This window comes from Methylobacterium sp. A52T, assembly GCF_053346095.1.
The window spans coordinates 1-13,827 of the sequence record NZ_JBKFBI010000032.1 but is presented as its reverse complement, the minus strand read 5'-3'; the positions used below and the strand labels follow the sequence as shown (position 1 = coordinate 13,827).

General features: G+C 71.0%; 13 protein-coding genes and 1 pseudogene. 2 read left to right on the top strand and 12 right to left on the bottom strand.

What is annotated here, in order from left to right:
• Positions 1–45: 45 nt before the first annotated feature.
• Entirely contained in the window at positions 46–1,353 is a 1,308-nt protein-coding gene (gene tcuC / locus ACLBYE_RS10485; protein ID WP_447694125.1) for a tricarballylate/proton symporter TcuC, read from the top strand.
• Between the two features lie 14 nt (positions 1,354–1,367).
• Positions 1,368–1,475, top strand: a pseudogene (locus ACLBYE_RS10480) (integrase core domain-containing protein); the annotation flags it as partial.
• A gap of 209 nt (positions 1,476–1,684) precedes the next feature.
• Here the strand turns inward: ACLBYE_RS10480 and urtA are convergent.
• From urtA to ACLBYE_RS10420, 12 genes are all read right to left on the bottom strand, one after another.
• A complete protein-coding gene (urtA, locus tag ACLBYE_RS10475; protein ID WP_447694124.1) occupies positions 1,685–2,917 on the bottom strand; it encodes an urea ABC transporter substrate-binding protein in 1,233 nt (410 codons plus the stop codon).
• Between the two features lie 176 nt (positions 2,918–3,093).
• Complete coding sequence (locus ACLBYE_RS10470) at positions 3,094–3,930, bottom strand: urease accessory protein UreD (protein ID WP_447694123.1); 837 nt, start codon at positions 3,928–3,930, stop codon at positions 3,094–3,096.
• A gap of 2 nt (positions 3,931–3,932) precedes the next feature.
• Positions 3,933–4,559 carry an urease accessory protein UreG gene (gene ureG / locus ACLBYE_RS10465; protein ID WP_100252589.1) on the bottom strand — a complete coding sequence of 209 codons (627 nt, stop codon included), beginning with the start codon at positions 4,557–4,559 and terminating at the stop codon, positions 3,933–3,935.
• A gap of 42 nt (positions 4,560–4,601) precedes the next feature.
• A complete protein-coding gene (ureC, locus tag ACLBYE_RS10460; RefSeq protein ID WP_447694122.1) occupies positions 4,602–6,314 on the bottom strand; it encodes an urease subunit alpha in 1,713 nt (570 codons plus the stop codon).
• 10 nt (positions 6,315–6,324) lie between these two features.
• The gene (locus ACLBYE_RS10455; protein WP_056530829.1) at positions 6,325–7,020 is read right to left on the bottom strand and encodes an urease subunit beta; all 696 of its coding nucleotides are present in this window, start codon (positions 7,018–7,020) and stop codon (positions 6,325–6,327) included.
• A gap of 10 nt (positions 7,021–7,030) precedes the next feature.
• Positions 7,031–7,714: an urease accessory protein UreF gene (locus ACLBYE_RS10450; protein WP_447694121.1), complete on the bottom strand. Its 684-nt coding sequence runs from the start codon at positions 7,712–7,714 to the stop codon at positions 7,031–7,033.
• Positions 7,708–8,172, bottom strand: coding sequence for an urease accessory protein UreE (gene ureE, locus ACLBYE_RS10445; RefSeq protein WP_447694120.1), 465 nt, complete (start codon positions 8,170–8,172; stop codon positions 7,708–7,710). The genes ACLBYE_RS10450 and ureE overlap by 7 nt, the downstream gene beginning before the upstream one ends.
• 90 nt (positions 8,173–8,262) lie before the next feature.
• On the bottom strand, positions 8,263–9,570 hold the full coding sequence (gene glnT / locus ACLBYE_RS10440; protein WP_447694119.1) for a type III glutamate--ammonia ligase: 1,308 nt from the start codon (positions 9,568–9,570) through the stop codon (positions 8,263–8,265).
• Between the two features lie 75 nt (positions 9,571–9,645).
• Complete coding sequence (locus ACLBYE_RS10435; protein WP_447694118.1) at positions 9,646–10,974, bottom strand: FMN-binding glutamate synthase family protein; 1,329 nt, start codon at positions 10,972–10,974, stop codon at positions 9,646–9,648.
• A 14-nt stretch (positions 10,975–10,988) separates the two neighbouring features.
• Complete coding sequence (locus ACLBYE_RS10430; protein WP_447694117.1) at positions 10,989–11,675, bottom strand: GltB/FmdC/FwdC-like GXGXG domain-containing protein; 687 nt, start codon at positions 11,673–11,675, stop codon at positions 10,989–10,991.
• 35 nt (positions 11,676–11,710) lie between these two features.
• Complete coding sequence (locus ACLBYE_RS10425; protein ID WP_447694116.1) at positions 11,711–12,619, bottom strand: class II glutamine amidotransferase; 909 nt, start codon at positions 12,617–12,619, stop codon at positions 11,711–11,713.
• A 101-nt stretch (positions 12,620–12,720) separates the two neighbouring features.
• A complete protein-coding gene (locus ACLBYE_RS10420) occupies positions 12,721–13,407 on the bottom strand; it encodes a helix-turn-helix domain-containing protein (RefSeq protein WP_447694115.1) in 687 nt (228 codons plus the stop codon).
• Between the last annotated feature and the right edge of the window lie 420 nt (positions 13,408–13,827).

Here is a 13,827-nt window from a genome sequence, read left to right as displayed (position 1 = left end):
ACAGCCTTCCGAAGAGGAGGCCGATCCATTGACGGGAGAGAAACCATGGACGCTTCGGCGCAGCGACCGCCCTCGAAGAAGGACGTCTTCCGCGTAGTGAGCGGCAACTTCCTCGAAATGTTCGATTTCATGGTCTACGGCTTCTACGCCGCTGCGGTGGCAAAGGCCGTCTTTCCCAACGACAACGAGTACGTCTCGTTGATGCTGTCGTTGGCCACCTTCGGGATCGGCTTCCTGATGCGTCCGCTCGGCGCCATCGTGCTCGGCGCCTATATCGACCGCCACGGCCGACGAGCCGGGTTGGTCATGAGCCTCGCCATCATGTCGGTGGGCGTCGCGCTCATCACGTTCACGCCGACCTACGCGTCGATCGGCATCGCCGCCCCCGTTCTCGTCCTGATCGGCCGATTGCTGCAGGGGTTCTCCGCCGGCGCCGAGTCCGGCGGCGTCTCGGTCTATCTGTCGGAGATCGCGACGCCGGGGAATCGCGGCTTCTACGTGAGCTGGCAATCGGCGAGCCAGCAGGTCGCCGTGGTCTTCGCCGCCGTTATCGGCGTGACCCTGCGCGGCTTCCTGACGGAGGAGCAGATGCTCGCCTGGGGATGGCGCATTCCGTTCCTGATCGGCTGCCTGATCATCCCCGTCCTGTTCTGGATCCGGCGCTCGATGCAGGAGAGCGAGGATTTTGCGCAGCGGGCGAAGCATCGCCGCGTCACCCTCGGCGAGATCTACCGGTCACTTCTCCAGAACTGGGCGATCGTGCTCAAGGCGGTGCTGCTCGTCACACTGACGAGCGTCTTCTTCTACATGATCACGGCCTATACCCCGACCTACGCGCGTCAGGTTCTCGGCCTGAGTGCGCATGACAGCTTCGTGGTCACCGTCTGCGTCGGCGTGGCGAACTTCGTCTGGGTGCCCGTTATGGGGGCGGTGTCGGACCGGGTCGGGCGGCTTCCGGTGCTCCTGACCTTCTCGGTGTTGATCGGTCTCACGGCTTACCCGGTCATGGCGTGGCTCGTGACAGACCCGTCCTTCGGCCGCTTGCTGGCCGCCCTCATGTGGATGTCGTTCCTGTATGGCGGCTACCAGGGGGTGATGGTCGTCACGCTGACCGAGATCATGCCGGCCGAGGTTCGCGCCACAGGCTTCTCCCTGGCCTACAGTCTCGCACAGGCAATTTTCGGCGGCTTCACCCCGGCGATCTGTACCTATCTGATCCACGCAACGGGGAATCGAGCCATGCCAGGCCTCTGGCTCGCTTGTGCGGCCCTGTTCTCGATCGTGGGCGCCCTGACCCTCTACCGCAACGTGCACATCTCCCGACGTGGGACGACGGCTGTCACGCCGGCCTGAGCCGGACCGGCACAAGCGCGCTGGTCGACTCGTTCAATGGTCGCCCGCGGGACGAGTGCCTGAACGCGAACTGGTTCTCGTCGTCGGCCGCCGCGAGGAGCGAGATCGAGGCGTGGCGGCGGCGGCCAACCCGGCTGGACCACAGCCTCCGTCCCTGGGCGCCTCAAGGCGTCCCAGATCTTCCGACGACGGACACGCGGCGCGGCCCCGTCATCGGCGTCGTCGACCTGCAGGCGGCGATCAAACGCGACATCGCCGGGCACGACCGACACGCCGAACCGGTCATCCGGACCCGGCCGGCCACCGATATCCTCGCAGCCGTCAGCCTGGCCTACTGGTACCCTTTCGGGAAGGGATCGGGCTTGATCAGCTCGGGACTGGTGTAGACGATCTCGAACTGGCCGTCGGGCTTGGCCCGGCCGACCCGGGTCTTCGACCAGAGGTGGTGGTTCTCGTCGATCTTCACGTAGCCTTCCGGCGCCCCCTTGAATTCCAGGCCCGGCGAGGCCGCCACGACCTTGTCGACGTCGAACGAGCCGGCCTTCTCGCAGGCCATCTTCCACAGGAACGGGCCGAGATAGGCCGCCTGCGTCACGTCGCCGATGACGGTCTTCTCGCCCCACATTTTCTTGAACGCGGCCACGAACGCCTTGTTGTTCTCGTTCTGGATCGACTCGAAGTACTTCATGCACGAGTAGGCCCCGGCGATGTTCTCGCCGCCGATGCCGTCGACCTCGTCCTCGGTCACCGACAGCGTCATCAGCACCTGCTTCGAGAGGTCGATGCCGGCCGCCTTGAGCTGCTTGTAGAACGCCACGTTCGAGCCGCCCACGATCGTGGCGAAGATCACCTTGGGCTTGGTGAGCTTGATTTTGTTGATGACCGAGTTGAACTGCGTGTGGCCGAGGGGGAAGTACTCCTCGCCGACGACCTTGCCCTTCAGCACGGTCTCGATGTGCCGGCGGGCGATCTTGTTGGAGGTGCGCGGCCAGATGTAGTCGGAGCCGATGAAGTAGAAGCTGTCGCCACCCTTCTCCCTGTGGACCCAGTCGAGGCCGGCGAGGATCTGCTGCGTCGCCTCCTGGCCGGTGTAGAAGACGTTCTTGGACTGCTCCAGGCCCTCGTAGAAGGTCGGGTAGTACAGCAGGCCGTTGTACTGCTCGAAGACCGGCAGCACCGCCTTGCGCGAGGCCGAGGTGAAGCAGCCGAACACGGCGGCGCAGTGGTCGTTGACGAGGAGCTTCTTGGCCTTCTCGGCGAAGGTCGGCCAGTCGGAGGCGCCGTCCTCCTGGATGATCTTGATCTTGCGGCCGAGCACGCCGCCGGCGTCGTTGATCTGCTGGATCGCCAGCTTCTCGCCCTGGCTCGGCCCGGTCTCCGAGATCGCCATGGTGCCGGTGATCGAGTGCAGGATGCCGACCGTCACCTCGCTGTCGGTCACCGCCAGCGCGCCGGCCTCGGCGGCCGCCGCGACGCGCGGCAGCGATGCCGCGAGCGGGGCCGCCGCCAGCCCGAGCAGCAGGCGCCGGCGGAGGGTGAAGTGCGCGGGATCGTCTGTCGCCATGGCGGGCAAATCCTTCGGATCGTTCGAGAAGGTGGGCCGCCCCGTCCGCACCGGATCAGCCGTCACGCACGGGATCGTCTCCTTCAGCACATTTCTTCCAAAGAAAATAAATTTCGCAAGATGAAAACATCGGCACCCTGCCCATATCGGCGGCGGCGCTCCCGGGCGTCGCTTTCCTATTTGCGACGGCGCGCCGGGGCGAGACCGGTCAGCGCCGCGAAGGCGCGACCGGCGGGCGCCCCCCGCCCCCCCCGCCAGGGCCCCGCCTCGGGCGCGAGGAGCCGGAGGCCGAGCCCGGCCGCGTTCGGCAGCGGGCTGAGCCCGGCCCGACAGCCGGTGCGGTCGGCCGCGGCCTGGACGTCCCCGGGATCCGGCAGGCACGGGGCCGGGCCGAGGATGACGAGGGCGCCGTAGGCCCGCCACGGGCCGAGCGGCGAGGCCGGATCGCAAAACTCGGCGCCGGCGATGCGCGCCCGCTCGCGGACCAGGACTGCCCCCGCCGTCGTCTCGATGCCGAGGGCGAGCTCGACGTGCTCGAACGGCCTGCCGCGGCCCTCCGGGTCGTGACAGGCGATGCTCTCGGAGACGACGGCGCGGGCCCCGGGCTCGAGCGTGACCCGGGTCGAGGCCGAGAGGGCGGCGCCGGGGAACAGGATCAGGGGATCGGGCACGCAGTGGAGGAAGGCGTCCGCGCCGACGCGGATCCGCGTGTCCTGGCGGGCCGGCTGGTCGGCGCTGCGATGGACGACCGTGGCGGCCTGGGTGGTGACGTGCGCCGCCGAGCCCGGACCCATCGCGATGTCGAGGCCGAGACGGTCGCCGCGGTAGAGGCCGCCGGAGGCCGATTGCAGGTACAGCGTGATCAGCTCCGGCCGCTGCGGATACAGGCGGAACGGCCTCGTGATGTGGAACGGGTACGGCACGTGCTGGTCGGCGAGCACGCTGGTCCCGCCGCCGCGGACGAAGCCGAGGCGGGCCGTCGCGCGGCGGCCGGTCTGGACGTCGTCGGGCACGGCTAGGGCGCGAACAGGACGGCCCGGCCGATGGCATCCGCCACTGCGTCGATGCCGAGGCCCGCGCGCGCGTTCGTGGCGAGGACCGGCCTGCCGCTCCGGACCCGCGCGGCCTCCGCGAGCATCCCGTCGAGGTCGACGCCGACATGCGGCGCGAGGTCGATCTTGTTGATCACGAGGAGGTCGCAGCGCAGCACGCCCGGGCCGCGCTTGCGCGGGATATCGTCGCCGCCGGCCACGTCGATCACGAAGATCCACCAGTCCACGAGGTCGAGGGAGAAGGTCGAGGCGAGGTTGTCGCCGCCGGATTCGAAGACGAGCAGCTGCAGGCCCGGGAAGCGCGCCTCCAGCGCGTCGCCCGCGGCGATGTTGAGGGTCGGGTCCTCCCGGATCACCGTGTGCGGGCAGGCCCCGGCCTCCACCGCCTCGACGCGGCTCGGATCGATCAGCCCGGAGCGGCGCAGCCGCTCGGCATCCTCCTTGGTGACGAGATCGTTCGTGATCACCGCGAGATCGACGCCGCGCGCCCGCAGCACGGGGATCAGCCGCTCGATCAGCGCGGTCTTGCCGGATCCGACCGGGCCGCCGATCCCGATCCGGGCGGCGCTCGCGGGAGTCACGTCGGTCATGGGGAGCGGGGCCGTGAGAGGGGTGGCGGGGTTCGGCGGCGCTCAGCGCAGCATGTAGCGCTGGGCGAGCGGCAGGGTCCGGGCCGGCTCGCAGGTGGCGAGCACGCCGTCGACGAAGACGTCGAAGGTCTGCGGGTCGACGCGGATCTCCGGGCAGGCGTCGTTCCAGAGCATGTCGGCCTTCGTCAGCGTGCGGGTCCCGCGCGCGGGCAGGAGCGCCTTGCGCAGGCCGAGCCGGCCGCCGAGATCGGCCTCGATCGCCAGGGGATGGACGAAGCAGGCCGAGAGCGCCTGCCTGGCGCGCCCGAAGGCGCCCCATTGCGGGCGCATCAGCACCGGCTCGCAGGTCATGAGCGAGGCGGCGGAATCGCCCATCGCGCCCCAGGCGATGAAGCCGCCCTTGATCACGAGCTCCGGCTTGATCCCGAAGAAGGCCGGCCGCCAGACCACGATGTCGGCCATCTTGCCGGGCTCCAGCGAGCCGACATGGTCCTGGATGCCGAAGGTGCGCGCCGCATTGATCGTGTACTTGGCGATGTAGCGCCTGATCCGGGCATTGTCGCCGAAGCCGGGCCTCTCCTCGGGGAGCGGGCCGCGCTGGTCCTTCATCTTCGAGGCGAGCTGCCAGGTCCGGCAGACGACCTCGTGGATCCGGCCCATACCCTGGCTGTCGGAGCCGAGCATCGCGATCGCCCCGATGTCGTGGAGCACGTCCTCGGCCGCGATGGTCTGGGCGCGGATGCGGCTCTCCGCGAAGGCCACGTCCTCCGGCAGGGCCGGGTTGAGGTGGTGGCACACCATCGTCATGTCGAGGTGCTCGTCGAAGGTGTTGACCGTGTAGGGGTTGGTCGGGTTCGTCGAGGACGGCAGGCAGTGCGGCAGCCCGGCGACCCGGATGATGTCCGGCGCGTGGCCGCCCCCGGCCCCCTCCGTGTGGTACATGTGGATGGTGCGGCCGCCGATCGCCGCCAGCGTGTCCTCCACGAAGCCCGACTCGTTCAGCGTGTCGGTGTGGAGCTGGACCTGGAAGTCGTATTCGTCGGCGAAGCCCAGGCAGGCGTCGATCGCCGCCGGCATCGCGCCCCAGTCCTCGTGGATCTTGAGGCCGAGGACGCCGGTCTCCAGCTGCTCCTTCAGGGCGGCCGGACGGTGGGTGTTGCCGCGCCCGAGGAAGCCGAAATTCACCGGCCAGGCCTCGGCGGCCTGGAGCATGCGGCCGGTGTTGAACGGACCGCCGGAATCGATGCCGACGGTGATCGGCCCGAGCGAGCCGCCGAGCAGGGTCGTGACGCCGGAGGCGATCGCGTGGTCCGGCAGGCCGGCGGAGTCGAAGTGCACGTGCACGTCGATGGCCCCGGGCGTCGCGATCAGGCCCTCGCAGTCGCGCACCGTCGTCCCGGCCGACACGATCAGGCGCGGGTCGACGCCGTCCATGATCGCCGGGTTGCCGGCCTTGCCGAGCGCCACGATCCGCCCGTCCTTGATGCCGAGATCGCCCTTCCGGATGCCGAGGACGGGATCGATCACCACGACGTTGCAGAGGAGGAAGTCGAGCGCCCCCTGCGCGGCGGTCACCCCGGGCGCCATCCCGATCCCGTCGCGCAGGGTCTTGCCGCCGCCGTGCAGGCACTCGTCCCCGTAGACGGCGTGGTCGTGCTCGACGACCGCCACCAGGGAGGTGTCGGCGAGCCGCACCCCGTCCCCCGTGGTCGGCCCGTAGAGGGCGGCGTAGTCGCGGCGCGGGATCGTCACCATGGCACTCTCCCTAGGCGCCCTTGAAGCCGCGGGCCTTGGCGCGGGCGAGGGCCGCCGCCCGCGCCGCGTCGTCGGGCAGGGTCCCCTGCGTCAGGTCGTTGAGCCCGGTCAGCTCCCGGGCGCCGCCGAAGCCGACCAGCGTCACGGTCTTGCGCTGCCCCGGCTCGAAGCGGATCGCCGTCCCGGCCGGGATGTCGAGGCGGTGGCCCAGGGCCGCCGCCCGGTCGAAGTCGAGCGCCCGGTTCACCTCGAAGAAGTGGTAGTGCGAGCCGATCTGGACCGGCCGGTCGCCGGTGTTGACGACGTCGAGGGTGACCCGCGGGCGGCCCGCGGCCAGCTCGATCGCGCCGTCGGCCGGCAGGATCGCGCCGGGCTCCAGGGTGTCGGCGGGGGCGCCCGCCCGGGCGCGGACCGGCTCGTGGACCGTGACGAGCTTGGTGCCGTCCGGGAAGACGCCCTCGACCTGCAGGATCGGCAGCATGGCGGCGATGCCCGGCATCACGTCCTCGGTCGACAGGATCGTGGAGCCCCAGCCGATGAGGTCGGCGACGCTGCGCCCGTCGCGCGCGCCCTCCAGGATCTCGTCGGTGATGAGCGCCACCGCCTCCGGGTAGTTGAGCCTGAGGCCGCGGGCCCGGCGCTTGCGGGCGAGCTCGGCCGCGGTGAAGATCGTGAGACGTTCCAGCTCGGTGGGCGTGAGCAGCATCACCCGCTCCCTAGTTGGCGAACAGGCGCAGGTCGGCGCGCGCGTGCCGCATCGCGGCGATCTCGATCAGCGGCGTGAAGCCCGTGAGGACGATCGCGCCGTCGGGGTCCTCGGTCACCGGCCGCTCGGCGATCTCCGCGACGAGCGGCAGCACCGCCTGGAGGGCCTGCTGGCCCTGGATGGCGCCCACCTGACCGAGCCGGACCGTGGCCGAGACCAGGCCGGAGACGAGCTGGTAGCCGGCGACGGCCGCCGCCTCCGCTTCCGACAGGCCCAGCCCGCGCCACAGGGCGCCCTGCACGGTGGCGAGGTGCCCCAGCATGAGCCCGGACCGGATCGCGGCGCGGATGTCCCCGGCGCCGGGCGTCGCCAGCCGCGCGTGGGTGGTCAGCAGGGAGGCGCCGTTGCGCCGGCTGCCGGTGCGCATCGCCTCGACGAGGGTGGCCGCCTCCACGGCGGCGTCGATGCGGCCGAGCCGGGCCGGATCGGGGCCGGCGCGGTGGGCGAGGATCAGGGCGACGCGGTCGCTCTCCGCCCACCGGAAGCGCACGAGGGCCGTGAGCGTCCGCGTCAGGCTCCCCGTGTCGAAGGCCGGGTCGCCCGCGACGAGACCCTCGATCCCGTTGGAGAAGGCGAAGCTGCCGCTCGGGAAGGCGGCGTCGGCCTGCTGGAACGCCAGGAGCCGGCTCAGCACGGCGCCGCCTCGTCGAGGATGGTGTGGGTCACCTGCCGGTCGGTGACGAGGGCGCCGAGGCGGACGAGGTACGCGTCGGCCGGCCCGTCCAGGGCCACCAGGAGCGCCCCGTCGGCGAAGCGCACCCGCCAGTGGAGGTTGCCCGCGTGGTAGCCGAGTTCGAGGGCGGCGGCCTGGCTGTCCGGGACGAGGCGGAGCCAGCGCTCGGAGCCGACCCGGGCGACGAGGGCGCGGTCCGCGTCCAGCGCCAGCACGGCCCCGTCGAAGAGCGGCTCGTCCCGCGGCAGGGCGAGGGCGATCTCCTCGCCGGACTGGGTGGTCGCGCGGATCCGCCGCCGGGCGACGTCGGTGCTCGAAACGACGAGCACGTCCACCGCGCCGTGATGCGCGAGATGGTGCAGGCGCTGGGCCATCCCGGATTCGTGCCGGCTGCCCAGGATACGATGGATCACACGCATGTCGGTCCGCGTCCCGCTCCCCGTCGCCGGGATCGATCTGGGCCTTGCAAGAGCCGGTCCGCCGTTCGGCCCGTCACCGGCAGTACCGGCTCAGACATCGAGCGTGGTCTCGCGCTCCCAGGCGGTGAAATGGGCGCAGTAGCTGTCCCACTCATTTTGCTTCAACTTGAGGTAGGCGACGGAGAACGCGCCGCCCAGATTGTCCCGCAGGGCCTCGTCGGCCTCGAAGGCCCGCAGCGCGTCCAGCAGGTTGAGCGGCAGGCGCGGCGCGCCGGTGACGGCGTGGCCGTCGCGGTACATGTCGACGTTGCTGTGCGGCCCGGGATCGGCCGCCGACGCCAGGCCGTCCAGGCCCGCGGCCAGGATCGCCGCCTGGAGCAGGTACGGATTGGCCGCCCCGTCGGGCAGGCGCAGCTCGAACCGGCCCGGCCCGGGCACGCGCACCATGTGGGTTCGGTTGTTGCCGGTCCAGGTCACGGCGTTCGGCGCCCAGGTCGCGCCCGAGATCGTGCGCGGCGCGTTGATGCGCTTGTAGGAATTGACCGTCGGGTTGGTGATCGCGGCGAGCGCGGGCGCGTGCCGCATGATCCCGCCGAGGAAGTGCCGGCCCCGGGTCGAGAGGCCGAACGGCATCTCGGGATCCGCGAAGGCGTTCACGGTGCCGGCCGCGTTCCACACCGAGACGTGGCAGTGGCAGCCGTTGCCGGTCAGCCCCGGGAACGGCTTCGGCATGAAGGTCGCCCGCAGGCCGTGCCGCTCGGCCACCGACCGGACCATGAACTTGAAGAAGGCGTGCTTGTCGGCGGTGGCCAGCGCGTCGTCGTATTCCCAGTTCATCTCGAACTGGCCGTTCGCGTCCTCGTGGTCGTTCTGGTAGGGCTTCCAGCCGAGCGCCAGCATGTGGTCGCAGATCTCGGCGATCACGTCGTAGCGGCGCATCAGCGCCTGCTGATCGTAGCAGGATTTTTCCGCCCGATCGTGGTGATCCGAGATTGCCGATCCGTCCGGGCTCAGCAGGAAGAACTCGGCCTCGACGCCGGTCTTGACCCGCAGACCCTCGTCGGCGGCCCGCGCCACGAGCTGCTTCAGCACCACCCGGGGCGCTTGGTCGACGGGGGCGTCCGCCATGGTGCAGTCGGCCGCCACCCAGGCGACGTCCGGCTTCCAGGGCAGGCGGATCACCGAGGCGGCATCCGGCATCGCGAACAGGTCGGGGTGGGCCGGGGTCAGGTCGAGCCAGGTGGCGAAGCCCGCGAAGCCCGCGCCGTCGCGCTGCATGGCGCCGATCGCCTGCGCGGGCACCAGCTTGGCGCGCTGGCAGCCGAACAGGTCCGTGTAGGAGATCATGAAGTACTTCACGCCGTGCTCGGCGGCGTAGGCGGAAAGGTCGGTCGTCACGGCAGCCCCCTGAGCGCGGATCGGTTGGGGGCCGGCCGCGCCCCGTTCCGGCGCGACCGGCGGGGTTGAAGGGCTCTAGAAGCCCGCTTTGCCCGGGTACCAGTCGGTGCCGGCCAGCGGCACGCGGGCCATGGCGGCGGCCTCGAGCGTCAGCGCCACGAGATCCTCGGGCTCCAGATTGTGCAGGTGGTTGTGGCCGCAGGCGCGGGCGATGGTCTGCGCCTCCAGGGTCATGACCTTCAGGTAGTTGGCGAGCTTCCGGCCGGCGCGGACCGGGTCCAGGCGGGCCGCCAGCTCGGGGTCCTGCGTGGTGATGCCCGCCGGGTCGCGGCCCTCGTGCCAGTCGTCGTAGGCACCCGCGGTGGAGCCGAGCTCGCGGTACTCCTCCTCGTAGGCCGGGTCGTTGTCGCCGATGGCGACGAGCGCGGCGGTGCCGATCGAGACCGCGTCCGCCCCGAGCGCGATGGCCTTGGCGACGTCCGCGCCCGAACGGATGCCGCCCGAGATCACGAGCTGCACGCTCCGGTGCAGGCCGAGATCCTGCAGCGCCTGCACGGCGGGGCGGATGCAGGCGAGCGTCGGCTGGCCGACATGCTCGATGAACACGTCCTGGGTCGCCGCCGTGCCGCCCTGCATGCCGTCGAGGACGACGACGTCGGCCCCGGCCTTCGCGGCGAGCGCGGTGTCGTAATAGGGCCGGGCGCCGCCGACCTTCACGTAGATCGGCTTCTCCCAGTCGGTGATCTCGCGCAGTTCGCCGATCTTGATCTCGAGATCGTCCGGGCCGGTCCAGTCCGGATGCCGGCAGGCGGAGCGCTGATCGATGCCCTTGGGCAGGTCGCGCATGGCGGCGACCCGGTCGGAGATCTTCTGGCCGAGCAGCATGCCGCCGCCGCCGGGCTTCGCGCCCTGGCCGACCACCACCTCGATGGCGTCGGCGCGCCGGAGGTCGCGCGGGTTCATGCCGTAGCGGGAGGGCAGGTACTGGTAGACGAGGATGTCGGAATGGCCGCGCTCCTCGTCGGTCATGCCGCCGTCCCCCGTGGTGGTGGAGGTGCCGGCCAGGCTCGCGCCGCGGCCCAGCGCCTCCTTGGCGTTGGCGGACAGGGATCCGAAGCTCATGCCGGCGATGGTGATCGGGATCTTCAACGCGATCGGCGTCTTCGCAAACCGCGTGCCGAGGGTGACGCCGGTCCCGCAGGTCTCCCGGTAGCCCTCCAGGGGATAGCGGGACATCGAGGCGCCGAGGAACAGCAGGTCGTCGAGATGCGGGAGCTTGCGCTTCGTGCCGCCGCCGCGGATGTCGTAGATGCCGGTGGCCGCCGCCCGGCGGATCTCCGCCAGGGTGTGGTCGTCGAAAGTCGCCGACTTGCGCGGCGGCATCGGCGGGTTCTGGTAGGTCATGCCCGGTCTCCCGCTCAGTAGGCGTCGGCGTTGTCGATGTTGAAGCTGTAGAGCGTGCGGGCCGAGCCGTAGCGCCGGAACTCTTCGGGCCGCACGTCCGTGACCCCGGCCCGGTCGAGCAGGACGGCGAGGTGCTCCAGATGCTCAGGGCGCATCGGTTTCTCGATGCAGTCGGCCCCGAGGCTCTTCACGCTGCCGCGGACGAACAGCTTCGCCTCGTAGAGCGAGTCGCCCAGCGCCTCGCCGGCATCGCCCAGCACCACCAGGGAGCCGGACTGGCCCATGAAGGCCGACATGTGCCCGATCGAACCGTGCACGACGATGTCGATTCCCTTCATGGAGATGCCGCAGCGCGAGGCTGCGTTGCCCTTGATGACCAGGAGGCCGCCGCGCCCGGTCGCCCCGGCATATTGCGAGGCGTCGCCCTCGATCACCACGGTGCCCGACATCATGTTCTCGGCGACGCCGGGGCCCGCCGAGCCCTGCACCGTGACGGTGCCGCCGTCGTTCATGCCGGCGCAGTAATAGCCGACCGGGCCGCGCACCGTGACGGTGACGGGGCCGTCGATCCCGACCGCCACCGCGTGCTGGCCGCGCGGGTTCAGCACCTCGAATTCGGTGTCGTTGGCGCCGACGGAGACGCCGTGGAGGGCCTGGTTCAGGGCGCGCAGGGGCGTCGCCGCCAGATCGAAGACGGGCATAAGCGAGATCCGTGGAAGGGCGGAAGCGTGGCGGCTCAGGCGGCCTGCCGCTGATCCCAGAAATAGACGGTCGCCGGCTCGGGCTCCCAGACGCGGGCGGATTCGATCCCCGGCAGCCCGACGAGCGCCCGGTACTCCGAGCCGAAGGCGACGTAGCGCTCGGTCTCGGCCATGATCGCCGGCTTGCAGGCGATCGGGTCGCGCAGCACGCCGAAGCCGGACTTGGTGCCGACCACGAAGGTGAAGAACCCGTCGAGATCCGTGAGCGCCCCCGCGAGCGCCGCGCCGAGGTCCCGGCCCCGCGCCATCGCGGTGGTGAGATAGGCCGCCGCGACCTCGGAATCGTTCTCCGTCTCGAAGGCCATGCCGTCCCGGGCGAGGCTCCGGCGCAGGTTGTTGTGGTTCGACAGCGAGCCGTTATGCACGAGGCACTGGTCGGCGCCCGTCGAGAACGGGTGCGCGCCCATCGTGGTCACGGCCGATTCCGTCGCCATCCGGGTGTGGCCGATCCCGTGGGTGCCCGACATCCCGGCGATGCCGAAGCGCGCCACCACCTCCCGCGGCAGGCCGACCTCCTTGTAGATCTCCACGCTCTCGCCCGCGCCCATCACGCGCAGATCGGGCGCGAGGCCCTTCAGGGCGGCGCGCGTCGCGGCGAGGCGGTCGGACGCCACGGTGATGACCGCGTGCGAGCTCTTCACCGCCACCCGCGCCGAGCCGCCGGAGGCCTCCGCGAGGCGCTGCTCCAGCGAGGGAAAATCCGCCTCCGGGCGCGCCGACTGCACGGTGATCTTCGACAGGCCGGGGGCCGGCGGCCCGTAGATCGCGAGACCGGCCGAGTCCGGCCCCCGATCCGTCATGGTAACGAGCATGTCGGAGAGCAGCGCGCCGAGCCGCGGCTCCAGGGCGGGGTCCTTCAGGAACAATCCGACGATGCCGCACATGGCACCACCTCCGTCGCGGGTTCGCCCGGAGCATAGGCGGCCTGCGCGGCGGAAATCAACCCTCAAGAAATAAGATTTCTTCCTGAGAACAGAACAGCCCGTCAGCCGGTGCGGCCCGACTGCGGATACGCGATCACCGAGAGGTAGCGGGCCGGCAGCACGAGCAGCTCCGCCGGCCCGTGCGGGGCATCGGCGTCGAAGAACAGGCTGTCGCCGGGCTGCATGTGGAAGTGCCGGTCCCCGTGCCGGTACAGCACCTCGCCCTCCAGCATGTAGAGGAACTCCAGGCCCGGGTGCTGGAAGGTCGGGAACACGTCCGAATCGGTCGTGAGCGTGATCAGGTACGGCTCGACCGTCACGCCGCTGGTGTTCTCGTGGATGTGCCCGAGCAGGTTGTACTGGTGCCCGGCCCGCGTGCCGCGCCGCTCCAGCTCGATCCCCTCGCCGGCCTTGACGAAGACCGCGTTGCGGACCTCCTCGTAGCCGCGGAAGAAGCCGGTGATCGGCATGCCGAGCGCCTGGGCGAGCAGCTGCAGCGTCGTCAGGGACGGCGAGATGTTGCCGTTCTCGATCTTCGACAGCATGCCGGGCGACAGGCCGGTCGTCGCGGCGAGGTCCGCCGAGGTGATGCCGAGCCGCTTCCGGCGCTCGCGCACCGCGTGGCCGATCGCGCGCTCGAGGTTGTTCTCGCGCGGCTCGCGGACGGCGTGCGGATCCTGCAGCAGGACCGGCTCCCGCTCCGGCCGCGAGGCCTCCCCTGCCGTCCGGTTCGAAGCGCCTGACGGCATGGCGGATCTCCCTCCTCGGCGATCGTGGGCTCCGGCCAAGCGGGTCCTCCGCCGCCGTGCCGTGGCCCCGGACGCCTGTCAACGTCGCGATCCGCGACCCGTCGAAGAATCGCGGTTGAGGACGGATCGGCGCGCGGCGCCGACGGACGGAGCACGGGCGCTCGACCGCGCCGGGGACGGCGTGGCATCGTCCCGGCCGGCGGCGCGCCGCGCTCCGTGCGTGATCTCACGCCGCCGGATCCGAACCCGTCGCAGGGTTGGCCGGCGGGGCGAGCCGGTCGCCCCGCCGGCGCGAATCGAGGGTGGGCATGGCCGGGACAGGACCGAGCAGGCGCGGGATCCTCGCGGGCGGCGGCGCCGCGGCGGCCGCCGCGCTGCTGCCGCGGGCGGCCCGGGCGGCGCCGCGGATCATCCTCAACG

Bases quoted from the DNA above. Each gene is read 5' to 3' on its own strand.
- tcuC (WP_447694125.1), top strand. From the start codon at position 46: ATGGACGCTTCGGCGCAGCGACCGCCCTCGAAGAAGGACGTCTTCCGC.
- urtA (WP_447694124.1), bottom strand. From the start codon at position 2,917: ATGGCGACAGACGATCCCGCGCACTTCACCCTCCGCCGGCGCCTGCTG.
- ureG (WP_100252589.1), bottom strand. From the start codon at position 4,559: ATGACCGACGTGACTCCCGCGAGCGCCGCCCGGATCGGGATCGGCGGC.
- ureC (WP_447694122.1), bottom strand. From the start codon at position 6,314: ATGGTGACGATCCCGCGCCGCGACTACGCCGCCCTCTACGGGCCGACC.
- ACLBYE_RS10455 (WP_056530829.1), bottom strand. From the start codon at position 7,020: ATGCTGCTCACGCCCACCGAGCTGGAACGTCTCACGATCTTCACCGCG.
- ureE (WP_447694120.1), bottom strand. From the start codon at position 8,172: ATGCGTGTGATCCATCGTATCCTGGGCAGCCGGCACGAATCCGGGATG.
- ACLBYE_RS10435 (WP_447694118.1), bottom strand. From the start codon at position 10,974: ATGACCTACCAGAACCCGCCGATGCCGCCGCGCAAGTCGGCGACTTTC.
- ACLBYE_RS10430 (WP_447694117.1), bottom strand. From the start codon at position 11,675: ATGCCCGTCTTCGATCTGGCGGCGACGCCCCTGCGCGCCCTGAACCAG.
- ACLBYE_RS10425 (WP_447694116.1), bottom strand. From the start codon at position 12,619: ATGTGCGGCATCGTCGGATTGTTCCTGAAGGACCCCGCCCTGGAGCCG.
- ACLBYE_RS10420 (WP_447694115.1), bottom strand. From the start codon at position 13,407: ATGCCGTCAGGCGCTTCGAACCGGACGGCAGGGGAGGCCTCGCGGCCG.